Source organism: Pseudomonas sp. MCal1, from assembly GCF_026341415.1.
Lineage (GTDB): Bacteria > Pseudomonadota > Gammaproteobacteria > Pseudomonadales > Pseudomonadaceae > Aquipseudomonas.
Genome location: NZ_JAKUMP010000016.1, coordinates 1 through 15,330, shown reverse-complemented (window position 1 = coordinate 15,330; position 15,330 = coordinate 1). Strand labels below are relative to the sequence as shown.

General features: G+C 61.0%; 14 protein-coding genes. 4 read left to right on the top strand and 10 right to left on the bottom strand.

What is annotated here, in order from left to right:
• Positions 1–13 precede the first annotated feature (13 nt).
• Entirely contained in the window at positions 14–1,087 is a 1,074-nt protein-coding gene (locus MKZ87_RS24030) for a BMP family ABC transporter substrate-binding protein (protein ID WP_266202059.1), read from the bottom strand.
• Between the two features lie 287 nt (positions 1,088–1,374).
• On the opposite strand from MKZ87_RS24030, the gene MKZ87_RS24025 reads away from it, so the two are divergent.
• Entirely contained in the window at positions 1,375–2,466 is a 1,092-nt protein-coding gene (locus MKZ87_RS24025) for a calcium:proton antiporter (RefSeq protein ID WP_085700937.1), read from the top strand.
• A 138-nt stretch (positions 2,467–2,604) separates the two neighbouring features.
• On the opposite strand, the gene MKZ87_RS24020 is transcribed toward MKZ87_RS24025, so the two are convergent.
• From MKZ87_RS24020 to MKZ87_RS24010, 3 genes are all read right to left on the bottom strand, one after another.
• Positions 2,605–3,963 (bottom strand): 8-oxoguanine deaminase, encoded by a 1,359-nt coding sequence (locus MKZ87_RS24020; RefSeq protein ID WP_085703492.1) that lies wholly within the window; start codon positions 3,961–3,963, stop codon positions 2,605–2,607.
• Positions 3,964–4,146: 183 nt separating this feature from the next.
• The gene (locus MKZ87_RS24015) at positions 4,147–4,833 is read right to left on the bottom strand and encodes an SDR family oxidoreductase (protein ID WP_085701019.1); all 687 of its coding nucleotides are present in this window, start codon (positions 4,831–4,833) and stop codon (positions 4,147–4,149) included.
• A gap of 36 nt (positions 4,834–4,869) precedes the next feature.
• The gene (locus tag MKZ87_RS24010) at positions 4,870–5,220 is read right to left on the bottom strand and encodes a MerR family transcriptional regulator (protein WP_085700934.1); all 351 of its coding nucleotides are present in this window, start codon (positions 5,218–5,220) and stop codon (positions 4,870–4,872) included.
• Positions 5,221–5,303: 83 nt separating this feature from the next.
• On the opposite strand from MKZ87_RS24010, the gene MKZ87_RS24005 reads away from it, so the two are divergent.
• Positions 5,304–5,720: a hypothetical protein gene (locus MKZ87_RS24005; RefSeq protein ID WP_085700933.1), complete on the top strand. Its 417-nt coding sequence runs from the start codon at positions 5,304–5,306 to the stop codon at positions 5,718–5,720.
• Here the strand turns inward: MKZ87_RS24005 and MKZ87_RS24000 are convergent.
• From MKZ87_RS24000 to MKZ87_RS23975, 6 genes are all read right to left on the bottom strand, one after another.
• A complete protein-coding gene (locus MKZ87_RS24000; RefSeq protein WP_085609257.1) occupies positions 5,717–6,643 on the bottom strand; it encodes an ABC transporter permease in 927 nt (308 codons plus the stop codon). The two genes, MKZ87_RS24005 and MKZ87_RS24000, sit on opposite strands and share 4 nt — an antisense overlap.
• Positions 6,643–7,749 (bottom strand): ABC transporter permease, encoded by a 1,107-nt coding sequence (locus tag MKZ87_RS23995; protein ID WP_266202058.1) that lies wholly within the window; start codon positions 7,747–7,749, stop codon positions 6,643–6,645. Before MKZ87_RS23995 ends, MKZ87_RS24000 begins: the two co-directional genes overlap by 1 nt.
• A 12-nt stretch (positions 7,750–7,761) precedes the next feature.
• A complete protein-coding gene (locus MKZ87_RS23990; protein WP_266202057.1) occupies positions 7,762–9,312 on the bottom strand; it encodes an ABC transporter ATP-binding protein in 1,551 nt (516 codons plus the stop codon).
• Positions 9,313–9,848: 536 nt separating this feature from the next.
• Positions 9,849–10,430, bottom strand: coding sequence for an IMPACT family protein (locus MKZ87_RS23985; protein ID WP_085700930.1), 582 nt, complete (start codon positions 10,428–10,430; stop codon positions 9,849–9,851).
• A gap of 8 nt (positions 10,431–10,438) precedes the next feature.
• The gene (locus MKZ87_RS23980) at positions 10,439–11,089 is read right to left on the bottom strand and encodes a TetR/AcrR family transcriptional regulator (protein WP_085700929.1); all 651 of its coding nucleotides are present in this window, start codon (positions 11,087–11,089) and stop codon (positions 10,439–10,441) included.
• A gap of 95 nt (positions 11,090–11,184) precedes the next feature.
• Positions 11,185–12,105, bottom strand: coding sequence for a LysR family transcriptional regulator (locus MKZ87_RS23975; protein ID WP_085690635.1), 921 nt, complete (start codon positions 12,103–12,105; stop codon positions 11,185–11,187).
• Positions 12,106–12,244: 139 nt separating this feature from the next.
• On the opposite strand from MKZ87_RS23975, the gene MKZ87_RS23970 reads away from it, so the two are divergent.
• Positions 12,245–13,594: an aspartate aminotransferase family protein gene (locus MKZ87_RS23970; RefSeq protein WP_085700928.1), complete on the top strand. Its 1,350-nt coding sequence runs from the start codon at positions 12,245–12,247 to the stop codon at positions 13,592–13,594.
• 76 nt (positions 13,595–13,670) lie between these two features.
• Positions 13,671–15,164: a CoA-acylating methylmalonate-semialdehyde dehydrogenase gene (locus MKZ87_RS23965; protein WP_011332326.1), complete on the top strand. Its 1,494-nt coding sequence runs from the start codon at positions 13,671–13,673 to the stop codon at positions 15,162–15,164.
• The last annotated feature ends 166 nt before the right edge of the window (positions 15,165–15,330 follow it).

The window sequence follows — 15,330 nt, the reverse complement described above, 5'->3', positions numbered from 1 at the left end:
GGCGTCAGGTTGGTTACTTCGGCATCTCGGCCTTCATGCCTTCGACGTAGTAATTCATCGACGCCAGTTCGGCGTTGGTCGCGCTCACGCCCGCCGGGATTTTCTCGACGCCGGCCTGATCCTTGATCGGCCCGGTGAACGGTTGCAGGGCGCCGCTCTTGATGTCGGCGATGATCTGCTCGGCTTCGGCCTTTACCGGTGCCGGCACCAGATCGCTGATCGGCAGTTCGACCGTGCCTTCCTTCAACCCGCCCCAGTAGTCCTGGGATTTCCAGGTGTGGTCGATCACGCTCTGGGTCGCCTGAATGTAGTGCGGCGCCCAGTCGTTGACGATCGAGGTCAGCACCGCTTTCGGCCCGAAGTGCGCCATGTCCGAAGCGTAGCCCACGGCATACACACCGCGCCGTTCGGCGGCCTGGATCGGCGCCGGACTGTCGGTGTGCTGGAACACCACGTCCACGCCCTGATCGATCAGCGCGTTGGCGGCGTCAGCCTCTTTGCCCGGATCGAACCAGGAGTTGACCCACACCACTTTGATCTCCGTGCCGGGGTTGTATTTGTTCAGGGCCAGCTGGATGGCGTTGATGTCGCGGATCACTTCCGGGATCGGGAACGAGGCTACGTAGCCGATCTTTTTGGTCTTGGTCATTTTCGCGGCCAGGAAACCGCCGACATAACGGCCCTCGTAGGTACGCGCGAGGTAGGTGCCGAGGTTTTTGTCCTGCTTGTAGCCGGTGGCGTGTTCGAAGGTCACCTTGGGAAACTGTTTGGCCACTTTCACCGTCGGGTTCATGTAGCCGAAAGAGGTGGTGAAGATCAGGTCGTAATTGTCCTTGGCCATGTTGCGGATCACCCGCTCGGCATCGGCGCCTTCGGCGACGTTTTCCACATAGTTGGTGGTGATCTGCGAGCCGAGTTTTTCCGCCAGCGCCTTGCGCCCCTGCTCATGCTGATACGTCCAGCCATGGTCGCCGATGGGGCCGATGTAGACGAAGCCGACTTTCAGTGGATCGGCGGCACTGGCGCTCAGGCTGAGGCCAAGGCCCATGGCGATGCACAGCAGTGTTTGCAGTGGACGTTTATGCATGAACGCGAACTCCCTTTTGTTGTGTGTGGGGAGGGCAATGCAAAAGGCTGACCAATCGGACAACAAATCGATTCGAAATCGCGGCGAGGCCTTTGCGGGCAAGCCCGCTCCCACAAAAAACCGCGATCCCCGTGGGAGCGAGCTTGCTCGCGATGAGGCCGGCCGGGCCGAAAAAAGTGCATGGCCGTACAGGGACGCCATCCACTGGTGCGCTAAGGTGTAACGAAACGTTAGCGCCGCCCCGCAGTCAGTAGCTCATTCGCACTCTTCGGCAAAAAAGGCCCGTCATGTTCACCATCCTCAAGCAAGAAAGCTTTCTGCTGTTGGCCGTCATCGCCGCCTGTGTTGCCTATCCGCTGGAGCACTGGTTGCTGCACAGCGGCCAGATCGTTGCCCTGACGGCCGGGCTGGTGCTGATCGCGTTCATCGTCGCCGCCTCGATGCGCGTCGCCCATCAGGCTGAACTGCTCGCGGAAAAAGTCGGCGACCCGTACGGCACGATGATCCTGACGCTCGCCGCCGTGCTGGTGGAAGTGGTGATCCTGGCGATCATGATGAGCAACGAAGCCTCGCCGACCCTGGTACGCGACACGATCTATTCGGCGGTGATGCTCGACATCAACGGCATCCTCGGTCTCGCCGCGCTGATGGGCGGGATCAAGCATGGCGAACAGTCCTACAACGATGATTCGGCCCGCAGTTACAGCGTGATGATCCTCACCGCCATGGGCGTGTCGATGGTGGTGCCGGAGTTCATTCCCAAGGCCAACTGGAAACTCTATTCGGCGTTCACCATCGGCGCGATGGTGTTGCTTTATGCGTTGTTCCTGCGCATGCAGGTCGGGCCGCACAGCTACTTTTTCAGCTACAGCTACCCGGACAAACGCCGCAAGAAAGAGCCGGTGGAGCAGGAGCCGAAACCGGTCAGCCTGGCGCTGTCGATCGGCATTCTGGTGTTCGGTGTGGTGGTGATTGGCGCACTGGCGGAAGTGATGTCCAAGACCCTCGATCTGGGCCTGGAAGGGACGGGCGCACCGCCGGTGATCACGGCGATTCTGGTGGCGGCGATTTCGGCAGCGCCGGAGATTCTGACTGCGTTGCGCGCAGCGTTGGCCAACCGTATGCAGTCGGTTGTCAACATCGCGATGGGGGCTTCGTTGTCGACGGTGATCCTGACGGTGCCGGTGATGGAAGCAATGGCGCTTTACACGGGGCAGCCGTTTCAGATGGCGATGACGCCGGTGCAGACGGTGATGATCTTCATCACGCTGATCGTCAGCGCGATCAACCTTAATGACGGTGAGACCAATGCCATCGAAGGCATGACCCACTTTGTGCTGTTTGCGACGTTCATCATGTTGTCGCTGCTGGGCCTCTGAGAGCGACCAGCACCGACAGATCGTTCCCACGCTCTGCGTGGGAATGCCGCAAAGGACGCTCCGCGTCCTACGCTGGGACGCAGAGCGTCCCGGTATGCATTCCCACGCGGAGCGTGGGAATGATCAGAGGGGGGGAGATCAGGTGCCGGCGATCAACTGCCGGGCCGCCTGGCTGTGATCGGCAATCAGGCCTTTGAGATCCAGGCCTTCAACCTGCCCGTCAACCACACGCCACTTGCCGCCGACCATCACCCGATCCGCACGATCCGCGCCGCACAACAGCAGCGCCGAGATCGGGTCATGGCTGCCGGAGAAGCGCAGTTCATCCAGCTTGAACAACGCCAGATCCGCCTGCTTGCCCACCGCCAGTTCACCGATATCGGTGCGGCCCAGCAGGCTCGCCGAACCCTTGGTCGCCCAGCCCAGCACACGTTCCGGGGTAATCTTCTCGGCGCCATAACGCAGGCGCTGGATGTACAGCGCCTGACGCGCTTCGAGGATCATGTTCGACGCATCGTTGGACGCCGAACCATCCACACCGATACCGAACAACGCGCCGGCATCGGTCAGTTCGATGCTCGGGCAAATGCCGGACGCCAGGCGCATGTTCGAGCTCGGGCAGTGGCAGATACCGGTGCCGGCCGCGCCGAGACGGGCGATTTCGTCGGGGTTGAAATGGATGCCGTGGGCCAGCCAGGTGCGCGGGCCGAGCCAGCCGACGCTGTCCAGATAATCCACGGTGCGCAGGCCGAAGCGTTGCAGGCAGAAATCTTCTTCGTCGAGGGTTTCGGCGAGGTGAGTGTGCAGGCGTACATCAAGCTTGTTCGCCAGTTCGGCGCTGGCGGACATGATTTCCGGGGTCACCGAGAACGGCGAGCACGGCGCCAGAGCGATCTGGATTTGCGCACCGTCGCCACGTTCGTGGTACTCGTGAATCAGCCGCTGACTGTCGTCGAGAATCACCTGGCCTTCCTGCACGGTCTGCTGCGGCGGCAGGCCGCCGTCCTTCTCGCCGAGGCTCATCGAGCCACGGGTGAGCATGGCGCGCATGCCCAGTTCGCGCACGGTTTCGACTTGCACGTCGATGGCGTTTTCCAGGCCATCCGGGAACAGGTAATGGTGGTCGGCAGCGGTGGTGCAACCCGACAACAGCAACTCGGCCAGCGCGACTTTGGTGGCGAGGGCGAGTTTTTCAGGCGTCAGGCGCGCCCACACCGGGTAGAGGGTTTTCAGCCACGGGAACAACGGCTGATTGACCACCGGCGCCCAGGCGCGGGTGAGGGTCTGATAGAAGTGGTGGTGGGTGTTGATCAGGCCCGGCAGGATCACGTGTTCACGGGCGTCGAACACTTCATTGCAGGGGGCGGAGGGTTGCTGGCCAGCGCCGAGCACTTCGGTGATCACACCGTCTTGCAGCACCAGGCCGCCACGGGCATCGAGACCGTTGGCCGTGAAAATGGCGAGGGGATTTTTTAACCAGATACGGGTCGCAGGCATTGTGGCCGGCTCCTCTGAAAGTTGGGTTCAGGGTTGCCAGCTCAGTGTTGCCCTGTCTGCTGATCCAGGGTCGCCGCGAAGGACGAGGTGCGGAGTTTCGAACAAAATGTTGCGACGGGCAAGCCCGATCCGACCAGACACCGGGATAACCCTGTGGGAGCAAACCCCCACAGGGTCCAGCGGTTACCAGGGAATGGTTTCACCCTTGTAGTTCACGAAGTGATGGCCGCCCTTGCCGGCAAACGCGCCCACTTGATCCACCAGGCCACGGGTGCTGGTCTCCACGTCGATGTCGGCGCCTTCGCCGCCCATGTCGGTCTTCACCCAGCCCGGATGCAGCGACAACACCGTGAGCTTCTGCTCGCCCAACTGAGTGACGAAGCTGTTGGTCATCGAGTTCAGCGCCGCCTTGCTGGCCTTGTACAGCGCCAGTTCCGGCGCGTCGGGCATGGTCACGCTGCCCAGCACCGAACTCATGAACGCCAGCACGCCGCTGCCGTCGCGAATCTGCCCGACGAAGCGCTGGGCCAGATTGATCGGCGCCACGGCGTTGGTGAAGAACAGCTGACCGACTTCCGCCAGCGTCGCGCCGCCCGGCGTCTGGACTTCAGGCCCCTTGACCCCGGCGTTGACGAACAACAGGTCGAAGGTCTCGCCCTTGAGCTTCTGGCTCAGGGCGATTACCGCTTGCTGGTCATCCATGTCGAGTTTTTCGATCTGTACGTTACCCAGTGCTTTGAGCGCCTCGGCGTTGGAAGGATTGCGAACCGTGGCGGTGACTTGCCAGCCGTCGGCCAGCAGGGTTTTCACCAGTCCCAGGCCCAGGCCCCGGGAGGCGCCGATGATCAGTGCGTGCTTGGCAGAATTCAATGCGGACATGATGGGCTTTCCTCGAAAGTTGAAAGATCACGGGTTCAATGGACAGCGTTGACCGAGCCGATGCTGCAATTCGTGGCGCAGCTCGCCGAGCTCGGCGATGCGGGTTTCGACCAGCTTGAGTTTGTCTTGCAGCAGTTGCGTGACGGTGGTGTCGGGATTTGGCGATTGCCACAACGCGCCAACGCTGCTGCCGATCTCGCCGAGGGTAAAGCCCAGACGCTGCGCCGTTTTGATGTAGAGCACCAATTGCACCATCTCCGGCGGATAGTCGCGATAACCGTTGGCGCTACGTTGCGCCGCGATCAATCCGCGCTCCTCGTAAAAACGCAGCGTGTCACGGCTGACATCGCAGGCCTGGGCCAATTCACCGATGCGCATCTTGCAGGTCTCGAAAGTGTTTGACCCTGGAGCATACTCCAGGCTTTACCGTGGTTGCTCCCTGAATTTTCGGAGCAAGGATGATGTGGACTTCAACGCAGTATCGGCAGTTGGTGCGCGGCAGCGCCTGGTATGACTTGATCGTGACGGCGGCGTTTGTCACACCGTGGAGTTTTGCTGTGTTGCATGGGTTGCTGACGGCACTGAGTCAGGCGCTGGAGCTGCCCGGCGAGCTGCCGCCGTTCGAACCGGCGCATCTGCTGATAGCCAATCTGTTTGGTTCGGTAGTGTGCTTGTGGGCGGTGCTGCGGATTCGTGATCCGCAGCCGGTTTATGGGCGCTATGACGCGGTGGCCCGGTTTCTGTTCGCCGCGTGGATGACGTATGCCCTGGCCCACGGCGCCAGTTCTTTGGTGGTGGGTTTCCTGGTGCTCGAACTGGCGTGGGGCATCGCTCAGGCGTTGCCGGTTCGGCCGCTGTCGCGAGCCGTCACGGTTTAATGCCCGGCCTGCCACGGCTGCCCCAGTGACACCGGCGCATACAGCCGCGTACGCACTGCATCCCGCGACAACAACACCAGCACCAGAATGGTCGCGACATACGGCAGCATCGCCAGCAAACTCGAAGGAATCGCCAGCCCCAACCCCTGCGCCACCAGGTGCAGGATGCTGGCGAGTCCGAACAGATACGCGCCGAGCAACAGTCGCCACACCCGCCAACTGGCGAACACCACCAGCGCCAGCGCAATCCAGCCGCGTCCGGCGGTCATGTTCTCGGCCCACATCGGCGTGTACGCCAGCGACAGATAAGCCCCGGCCAGTCCGGCCATCGCCCCGCCGAACAATACGGCCAGGGTACGCACGGTCAGTACCGGCAAACCCATGGCACTCGCTGCGTCGGGATTCTCGCCGACCGCTTGAATGATCAGCCCGACACGGCTCTTCACGATCACCCAGGCTACCAGCGCAAACAGCGCGAACGACAGGTACACCAGCAGATCCTGGGCAAACAGCATGCGGCCGATCAGCGGGATTTCGCTCAAGTAAGGAATGGCCAGCGGCTCGAAACCGGCCAGCGGTTTGCCGACCCACGCTGCGCCGACAAAGGTCGACAGGCCCACGCCAAAAATTGTCAGTGCCAGCCCGGTCGCCACCTGATTGGCGTTGAACACCAGTGCCACCAGGGCAAACAGCGACGACAGCAACATCCCGGCAAGCATCGCCAACACAACGCCCAACCAGAGGTTGCCGCTGTTGAACGCGACGATGAAACCGATCACCGCGCCAAACAGCATCATGCCTTCCTGACCAAGGTTGAGTACGCCGCTCTTCTCGCAGATCAATTCGCCCAATGCCACCAGCAGCAGTGGCGTACCGCAGCGCACCATGGCGTAGAAAATATTGCTCAGCAGATCGATATCCATCACAGCGCTCCGGCAGTTACGGCGGTGGTAGAAGTGCGCCGCACCCAGCGCAGGTTCAGGCGTGGCCGATAGAGGATCAGCACGTCACAGGCCAGCAGGAAAAACAGCATCATTCCCTGGAACAGCTGGGTGATCGCCTGTGGCAGATTCAACGTCATCTGTGCGCTCTCGCCACCGATGTACAGCAGCGCCATCAACAGGCTGGAAAACAGAATCCCGATCGGATTCAGCCTGCCGAGAAACGCCACAGTGATCGCTGCATATCCATAACCCGGCGAGACCTGCGGCACCAGTTGGCCGATCGGTCCGGTGACTTCGCAGACACCGGCAAGCCCCGCCAACCCGCCACTGATCAGCAATGCGAGCCAGATCAGACGTTTCTCGCGAAACCCGACAAATCCTGCTGCACGCTTGTCCAGCCCCAACACCTTGATCTGGAAACCGATAAAGCTTTTCTGCAACAACACCCACACCGCGACCAGCGCGAGCAAGGCGAAATACACGCCGATATGCGCGCGACCGTCCTCCATCAACAGCGGCAGGCGACTGGCGTCGCTGAACATTGCCGACTCGGGAAAATTGAATCCGGCCGGGTCTTTCAGCGGCCCGTGCACGCAGAACAGCAACAGGTTCAGCGCGATGTAATTGAGCATGATGCTGGTAAGGATTTCGTTGGCGTTGAAGCGAGTGCGCAACCAGGCGGTGAGCCCGGCCCACGCGGCGCCGGCGAGGGTGCCGGTGAGCAGGATCAGCACCAGCGCCCAGTGGCTTTGCATATCAATGATGTTCACCGCCAGCGCACTGCCGGCCAGAGCGCCGAGCAGCAACTGGCCTTCGGCGCCGATGTTCCAGATCCGCGCCTGATAGGCCACTGCGAGGCCGAGTGCGCACAACAGGATCGGCAGGGTTTTGACCAAGAGTTCGGAAACGCCATACAGGTCACTGACCGGAGCGATCAGCAACGTGTGCAGAGTCTTCAGTGGATCATGGCCAAGGGCGACGAACAGCAACGACCCGCAGACCAGCGTCAGCGCCGCCGCCAGCACTGGCGAGCACCACAGCATCAGGCGCGATTGCCGGCCTCGGGGTTCAAGGGAAAGCAACATGGGAAAACTCCGTTAAACCGTGGCCGGTTGTGATTTAGGGGTGTCGAATTGGCCGGCCATCCAGCCGCCGACGTCGCTGAGGCGGGTCAGCGCGGTGTCCTGCAACGCCGACAGACGCCCGCCGCACAGCGCGCCGAGGCGATCGCTGATCTGGAACAGTTCGTCGAGGTCTTCGGAAATCACCAGAATCGCCGCCCCGGCATCGCGCAGGGCAATCAGAGCGCGGTGGATGGTGGCCGCCGCGCCGACATCCACGCCCCAGGTCGGATGCGCGGCGATCAGCAGTTTCGGTTGCTGGAGGATTTCCCGGCCAAGGATGAATTTCTGCAGATTGCCGCCGGACAGGCTGCGGGCAGCGGTTTGGGTGCCCGGGGTTTTCACGCCGAAGCGCTGGATGATCGTTTCGGCGAGGGCTTCGACCTTGCCGCGCTCGATCAAGCCGTGGCTGACCAGGCCTTGTTGGAAGGCGGTAAGCAGGGCGTTGTCCGCCAGGCTCATGTCCGGCACCGCGCCATGCCCGAGGCGCTCGGCGGGGACGAACGCCAGACCGAGTTTGCGTCGCGCATCCGGGCGCAGATCGGCGACAGCGTGTTCTCGGAAGCGGATGGTTGACGCTGCGTTGTTGGGCAATGTCTGTTCGCCGCTGAGCAAGGCCAGTAACTCGTTCTGACCATTGCCTGCCACGCCAGCGATGCCGACGATTTCACCGCTGCGCACCTGCAGGTCGATGTCGCTCAGTGAACAGCCAAACGGATCCGGGTTGTGCCAGTTCAATCCGCTGACCTGCAAAAACGCCGCGCCGCCGGTGGCTTTCGTGAACTCGCCGATCAATGTCGCGGCGTCGCCCACCATCAATTGCGCCAGTTGCCGATCGCTGCAATCGGCCGGCACGCAATGCCCGGCAACCCGCCCGCTACGCAGCACCGTGGCGCTGTGGCACAAGGCGCGCACCTCACCGAGTTTGTGGCTGATGAACAGAATGCTGCAGCCCTCGGCCGCCAGCCGGCGCAGGGTGATGAACAACTCGTCGGCTTCCTGCGGCGTGAGCACCGAGGTCGGTTCATCGAGAATCAACAGGCGAATGTCTTGCATCAGGCAACGAACGATCTCGACCCGTTGCCGCTCGCCGATTGACAGGCTGTGGACAAGTCGCTGGGGCTCCAGCGCCATGCCGTATCGGCGCGACACTTCACGGATTTTCGCTTCAAGCTGTTTCGGCGAACCGGCCGCCGGACCCATCGCCAGTGCGATGTTTTGCGCAACGCTCAGAGTCTCGAACAGCGAGAAATGCTGAAACACCATGCCGATCCCCAACTGCCGCGCCTGAGCGGGGTTGCGCATGGTCACCGGTTGACCCTGCCACAGCATCTCCCCCGAATCGGCGTGGGTGACGCCGTAGATGATTTTCATCAACGTACTTTTACCGGCACCGTTTTCACCGAGCAGCGCGTGGATTTCACCGGGGGCGATGCTCAGGTCGATGGCGTCATTGGCGAGGCAACCGGGATAACGCTTGCTGATGTGGCGCAGTTGCAGGCGCGGTGGGGACGTGGGATTTGGCATGACAGGCTCGGGTTGCTTGGAGTTGTGCCTGTGGATAAAGCAATTTCCTGGCCATTGAGTCAGGAACGCGGGCGGCCGCTGTTTGCCAGCCTTTGGCGCAGAGCCTGTGAAGTAAGTTCGACGTCTTGTGCGGCACCACATGAGGGCAAAGCCGTTGATCAGGCTCCAGTTTTGCCCGCGCCTGGCTGATCAAAAAACGAGCAACCCCGTCCAAGCCATACAGAACCGGCGACTGCGCCAGCCATGAACGGCTTATCCACAGGTTGCTCCACAGTATTTGTGCGCAAGACAGAATCCCGGGCATAAGCACTGCCGGGCTTTCTTCTAAAGGCGATAAACAACGCTAAGCGATTGTTTTTACGTGAAATTGTTCGCCGGGTCAGCCGTTTGGACGAAAAGTGAGCAAATCCCGCAAAGCCACGTGACAGAAGGGTTACAGCAGCCTGTGCTCAGGTTATCCACAGCCGGGTGCACAGCGGATGTGGGCAAGTCACGGGCATAAGCAAACGGCTTGTGCCCCAAAACAGGACGAGGGCTCAACGCTGCAGCAGGATTCGTCCACGGCTCAGATCGGCCAACTGTTTCTGCAGCAGCTCGATGTGCGCTTCGCCCACGGCCAGTTGCAACTCGACACCATTGGCGGTGAAGTTTTCTTCCACCACCAATCCGCCCAGATCCGCAACCCGCAGCTTCACCAGCGCCAGTTCGCCAAAGGCGCAGGCGCAACGCACGGGCACACGACTGATCAATTCGATCTTCGGCGCTGCTTGCAGGCATTTGTTGGCGCCGCCGCCATAGGCCCGGGCCAGACCGCCGGTGCCCAGTTGAATGCCGCCGTACCAGCGGATCACCAGCACCGCGACCTGATCGCAGTCCTGCGCTTCGATGGCCGCGAGAATCGGTCGACCTGCTGTGCCACCGGGTTCGCCGTCGTCGTTGCTGCGGTACTGATCGCCAAGTTTCCACGCCCAGCAATTGTGCGAGGCATTCAAGTCGCTGTGTTGCTCGATGAAGGCTTGCGCCTCAGTGGGGCTTGCGATCGGCGCGGCGAAGGTGATGAAACGGCTTTTGCGAATCTCTTCGCGAAATTCGCAGAAGCCGCTGAGGGTGAATGGCATAAAACGACTTATATGGAAGAAGTGAGGCCGCAGCCTTTGAGGATGATGCGGATCAGATTGTTGCCGGCGTCTTCCATGTCTTGCTTGGTCAACTTGCTGCGTCCGGTCACCCGGCAGATCTGGGTGGCGAAGTCGGCGTAATGCTGGGTGCTGCCCCACAACAGGAAGATCAGGTGCACCGGGTCGACCGGGTCCATTTTGCCCGCGTCGATCCAGGCCTGAAATACACTGGCGCGGCCCTGGAACCAGGCGCGGTAATCCTGGTTGAAGTATTCGGTCAGGCATTCGCCGCCGCTGATCACTTCCATCGCAAATATTCGCGACGCTTGCGGCTGGCGCCGGGAAAATTCCATTTTCGCGCGGATGTAGCGGGTCAGCGCTTCGGCCGGATCGTCTTCGGCTGTCAGGGTGTTGAAGGTGCTGTCCCACAATTGAAGGATGTTGCTCAGCACGGCCACGTACAGACCCAACTTGTTGGTGAAGTAGTAATGCAGGTTCGCCTTGGGCAGCCCGGCCTTGGTGGCGATGGTGTTCATGCTCGTGCCTTTGTACCCGTGACGGGCAAACTCGTCTTCGGCGGCTTTGATGATGGTCTCTTCGTTCTTCTGACGAATGCGGCTGGCGGGTTTGCCGCCGTGAGCGGGGACTTCAAAGGTCATAGGCACTTCCGGGTTTGTCTGTGGGGTGCAACCAGTTGCGTTGATAGCGCAACCGTCGGCGCGGGACAAGCCCCGGTCGAATAAAACCCCGGTCATCAGCGGGTGGCGGCCAGGCTTTCGAGAAAGCTTTCCAGTACCAGATGCGGGCGACGGCCCTTGCGGGTGACCGAGGCCAGGCTCAAGTCGTAGAACCGCGTACTGGCCTTGAGCGCGCGCAAGCGACCTTGTTGCACCCAGAGGCTGGCGTAGTGATCCGGCAGGTAGCCGATGTAGCGCCCGGTCAGAATCAGGAACGCCATGCCTTCACGGTCGGAAGCGCTGGCGGTGCAATTGAGGGCCTGATAGTGCGCCTGGATCTCCGCCGGCAAACGGAAGGTCGGGGCAATGGCGTCCTGACTGTTGAGGCGCTTGTCATCCAGCTGTTTATCGTCGACATAAAACAGCGGATGACCCACTGCGCAGTAGAGAAGCGAACGTTCGCTGTACAGCGGCTGATATTCCAGTCCCGACAACGCACTGGCCTGCGGCACCACGCCGACATGCAGGCGTCCGTCGAGCACGCCTTGCTCGACTTCGTTGGGGGCGATCATGCGAATCTGGATCTGCACGTCCGGCCCGCGCTCTTTCAACTGCGCGAGCGCGTGGGTGATGCGCATGTGGGGCAGGGTGACGAGGTTGTCGGTCAGGCCGATGATCAATTCGCCTCGCAAATGCTGGTGCAGGCCGTTGACCTCGGTGCGGAAACTTTCCAGCGCACTTAAAAGCTGCAGCGCCGATTGATAGACCTCGCGACCCTCCTCGGTCAGCGAGAAACCCGCGCGCCCGCGTTGGCACAGACGCAGTCCGAGACGCTGCTCCAGATCGCTCATCTGCTGGCTGATCGCCGAGCGACCGATGCCGAGCACGGTTTCCGCCGCCGAGAAGCCGCCGCACTCCACCACGCTGCGAAAAATCCGCAGCAGACGAATGTCGAAGTCACTGACCTGGGCCAGTGGATCGGGGCGGCGGCTGCTCATGCTGTTGTTCTCATTGTTTAGCAGAGTTCTAACTGAAGGTTAGAAGAGTTGAATTTCACCGACTTTATCCGCGTGGCAATTTAGCTGCAACAACGCTTTTTATCTCTCTGAAGCTTATTGCCCTGCGAGGTTTTGCCCGATGAACATGCCTGAAAACGCGTCGTCGCCACTGGCCAGCCAACTGAAGCTGGACGCGCACTGGATGCCGTACACCGCCAACCGCAACTTCCAGCGCGACCCGCGTTTGATCGTCGGAGCTGAAGGCAGCTGGCTGATCGACGACAAGGGCCGCAAGGTGTACGACTCGCTGTCCGGTCTGTGGACCTGCGGTGCAGGGCATACCCGCAAGGAAATTCAGGAAGCGGTGGCCAAGCAGTTGGGCACCCTCGATTACTCGCCGGGCTTCCAGTACGGCCACCCGCTGTCGTTCCAGCTGGCGGAAAAAATCACCGACCTGACGCCGGGCAACCTGAATCACGTGTTCTTCACCGACTCCGGTTCCGAGTGCGCCGATACCGCGGTGAAAATGGTCCGTGCCTACTGGCGCCTGAAAGGCCAGTCGACCAAAACCAAGATGATCGGCCGTGCCCGTGGCTATCACGGCGTGAACATCGCCGGCACCAGCCTCGGCGGCGTCAACGGCAACCGCAAACTGTTCGGTCAGGCAATGATGGATGTCGATCACCTGCCGCACACCTTGCTGGCGAGCAATGCGTTCTCCCGTGGCATGCCGGAGCAGGGCGGTATCGCGTTGGCCGATGAACTGCTGAAGCTGATCGAACTGCACGATGCGTCTAACATCGCAGCTGTGTTCGTCGAGCCTATGGCCGGTTCCGCTGGCGTACTGGTTCCGCCACAGGGCTACCTCAAGCGTCTGCGTGAAATTTGCGATCAGCACAACATCCTGCTGGTGTTCGACGAAGTGATCACAGGTTTCGGCCGTACCGGCACCATGTTCGGTGCAACGACTTTCGGTGTGACTCCGGACCTGATGTGCATCGCCAAGCAAGTCACCAACGGCGCGATCCCGATGGGCGCGGTGATTGCCAGCTCCGAGATCTACCAGACTTTCATGAACCAGCCGACCCCGGAATACGCTGTGGAATTCCCGCACGGCTACACCTACTCGGCGCACCCGGTGGCTTGCGCCGCGGGCCTGGCGGCACTCGACCTGCTGCAAAAGGAAAACCTGGTGCAGAGCGTGGCCGAAATCGCACCGCATTTCGAAAACGCCCTGCATGGTCTGAAAGGCGCGAAGAACGTCATCGACATTCGTAACTTTGGTCTGGCCGGTGCGATCCAGATCGCGGGTCGTGACGGCGACGCCATCGTGCGTCCGTTCGAAGCCGGTATGGCGTTGTGGAAAGCCGGGTTCTATGTGCGCTTCGGCGGCGACACGCTGCAGTTCGGCCCAACTTTCAACAGCAAGCCGCAAGACCTTGATCGTCTGTTCGACGCGGTCGGCGAAGTGCTGAACAAGCTCGACTGATTTTCCTTCTATATAGCTACGCCAATGGCAGGCGCCTCTTGCGGGCGTCTGCGCACAAGAATTCAGGAGTTCCCCGATGAGCGTTATCCCGCATTTGATCAATGGCGAACTGGTGACCGAGAACGGTCGCGCGGTCGATGTATTCAACCCGTCCACCGGTCAGGCAATCCACAAGCTGCCGCTGGCCAGCCGCGAAACCATCCAGCACGCCATCGATGCCGCCAAGGCTGCATTCCCGGCCTGGCGCAACACGCCACCGGCCAAGCGTGCTCAGGTGATGTTCCGTTTCAAGCAACTGCTGGAGCAGAACGAAGCGCGCATCGCACAGTTGATCAGCGAAGAACACGGCAAGACTCTGGAAGACGCTGCCGGTGAATTGAAACGTGGTATCGAGAACGTCGAGTTCGCCTGCGCAGCGCCGGAAATCCTCAAGGGCGAGTACAGCCGCAACGTCGGCCCGAACATCGATGCCTGGTCCGATTTCCAGCCGCTGGGCGTAGTGGCCGGCATCACCCCGTTCAACTTCCCGGCGATGGTGCCGCTGTGGATGTATCCGTTGGCGATCGTCTGCGGCAACTGCTTCATCCTCAAGCCATCCGAGCGTGATCCAAGCTCGACCCTGCTGATCGCGCAACTGCTGCTGGAAGCCGGTTTGCCGAAGGGTGTGCTGAGTGTCGTGCATGGTGACAAGACTGCGGTGGACGCGCTGATCGAAGCGCCGGAAGTCAAAGCGCTGAGCTTTGTGGGTTCGACGCCGATTGCCGAATACATCTATGCCGAAGGCACCAAACGCGGCAAGCGCGTTCAGGCGCTGGGCGGGGCGAAGAACCACGCGGTGTTGATGCCGGATGCGGATCTGGACAACGCGGTCAGCGCCCTGATGGGCGCGGCTTACGGTTCTTGCGGCGAGCGCTGCATGGCGATTTCTGTAGCCGTGTGTGTGGGCGATCAGGTGGCGGACGCACTGGTGGCCAAACTGGTTCCACAGATCAAGGCGCTGAAAATCGGTGCCGGCACTTCTTGCGGTCTGGACATGGGGCCGCTGGTTACCGGTCAGGCACGCGACAAGGTCAGCGGTTACGTCGAAGATGGCGTGGCGGCGGGCGCGACCCTGGTAGTCGACGGTCGCGGGCTGAGCGTTGCCGGTCATGAAGAAGGTTTCTTCCTGGGTGGCTGCCTGTTCGACAATGTCACTCCTGAGATGCGCATCTATAAAGAAGAGATCTTCGGGCCGGTTCTGTGTGTCGTCCGGGTGAACAGCCTGGAAGAGGCGATGCAACTGATCAACGATCATGAATACGGCAACGGTACTTGCATCTTCACTCGTGATGGTGAAGCAGCGCGTCTGTTCTGCGACGAGATCGAAGTCGGCATGGTCGGCGTCAACGTTCCATTGCCGGTGCCGGTGGCTTACCACAGCTTTGGCGGCTGGAAGCGTTCGCTGTTCGGCGACCTGCATGCTTATGGTCCGGATGGCGTGCGCTTCTATACCCGTCGCAAGGCGATCACCCAGCGCTGGCCGCAGCGTGCGAGCCATGAAGCTTCGCAATTCGCTTTCCCTAGCTTGTAAGTAGAAGGGCAGTGCAAAGAAGGCCGACCTATTAAGGTCGGCCTTCGCGTTTCGGGGCTTTTTTGACCGATATGACAGGTTTGTGAAAATAAGTGTTGACGGCAGATTCTGAGTCTCTATAATTCGCCCCACTTCCGGCGCAGTCGAAGCGGAAAACTCCTTGAGA

What these genes read in the sequence shown, in the direction of transcription:
- MKZ87_RS24030 (WP_266202059.1), bottom strand. Translation starts at nt 1,087, where the DNA reads ATGCATAAACGTCCACTGCAAACACTGCTGTGCATCGCCATGGGCCTT.
- MKZ87_RS24025 (WP_085700937.1), top strand. Translation starts at nt 1,375, where the DNA reads ATGTTCACCATCCTCAAGCAAGAAAGCTTTCTGCTGTTGGCCGTCATC.
- MKZ87_RS24020 (WP_085703492.1), bottom strand. Translation starts at nt 3,963, where the DNA reads ATGCCTGCGACCCGTATCTGGTTAAAAAATCCCCTCGCCATTTTCACG.
- MKZ87_RS24010 (WP_085700934.1), bottom strand. Translation starts at nt 5,220, where the DNA reads ATGCGCATCGGTGAATTGGCCCAGGCCTGCGATGTCAGCCGTGACACG.
- MKZ87_RS24005 (WP_085700933.1), top strand. Translation starts at nt 5,304, where the DNA reads ATGTGGACTTCAACGCAGTATCGGCAGTTGGTGCGCGGCAGCGCCTGG.
- MKZ87_RS24000 (WP_085609257.1), bottom strand. Translation starts at nt 6,643, where the DNA reads ATGGATATCGATCTGCTGAGCAATATTTTCTACGCCATGGTGCGCTGC.
- MKZ87_RS23995 (WP_266202058.1), bottom strand. Translation starts at nt 7,749, where the DNA reads ATGTTGCTTTCCCTTGAACCCCGAGGCCGGCAATCGCGCCTGATGCTG.
- MKZ87_RS23990 (WP_266202057.1), bottom strand. Translation starts at nt 9,312, where the DNA reads ATGCCAAATCCCACGTCCCCACCGCGCCTGCAACTGCGCCACATCAGC.
- MKZ87_RS23985 (WP_085700930.1), bottom strand. Translation starts at nt 10,430, where the DNA reads ATGCCATTCACCCTCAGCGGCTTCTGCGAATTTCGCGAAGAGATTCGC.
- MKZ87_RS23980 (WP_085700929.1), bottom strand. Translation starts at nt 11,089, where the DNA reads ATGACCTTTGAAGTCCCCGCTCACGGCGGCAAACCCGCCAGCCGCATT.
- MKZ87_RS23975 (WP_085690635.1), bottom strand. Translation starts at nt 12,105, where the DNA reads ATGAGCAGCCGCCGCCCCGATCCACTGGCCCAGGTCAGTGACTTCGAC.
- MKZ87_RS23970 (WP_085700928.1), top strand. Translation starts at nt 12,245, where the DNA reads ATGAACATGCCTGAAAACGCGTCGTCGCCACTGGCCAGCCAACTGAAG.
- MKZ87_RS23965 (WP_011332326.1), top strand. Translation starts at nt 13,671, where the DNA reads ATGAGCGTTATCCCGCATTTGATCAATGGCGAACTGGTGACCGAGAAC.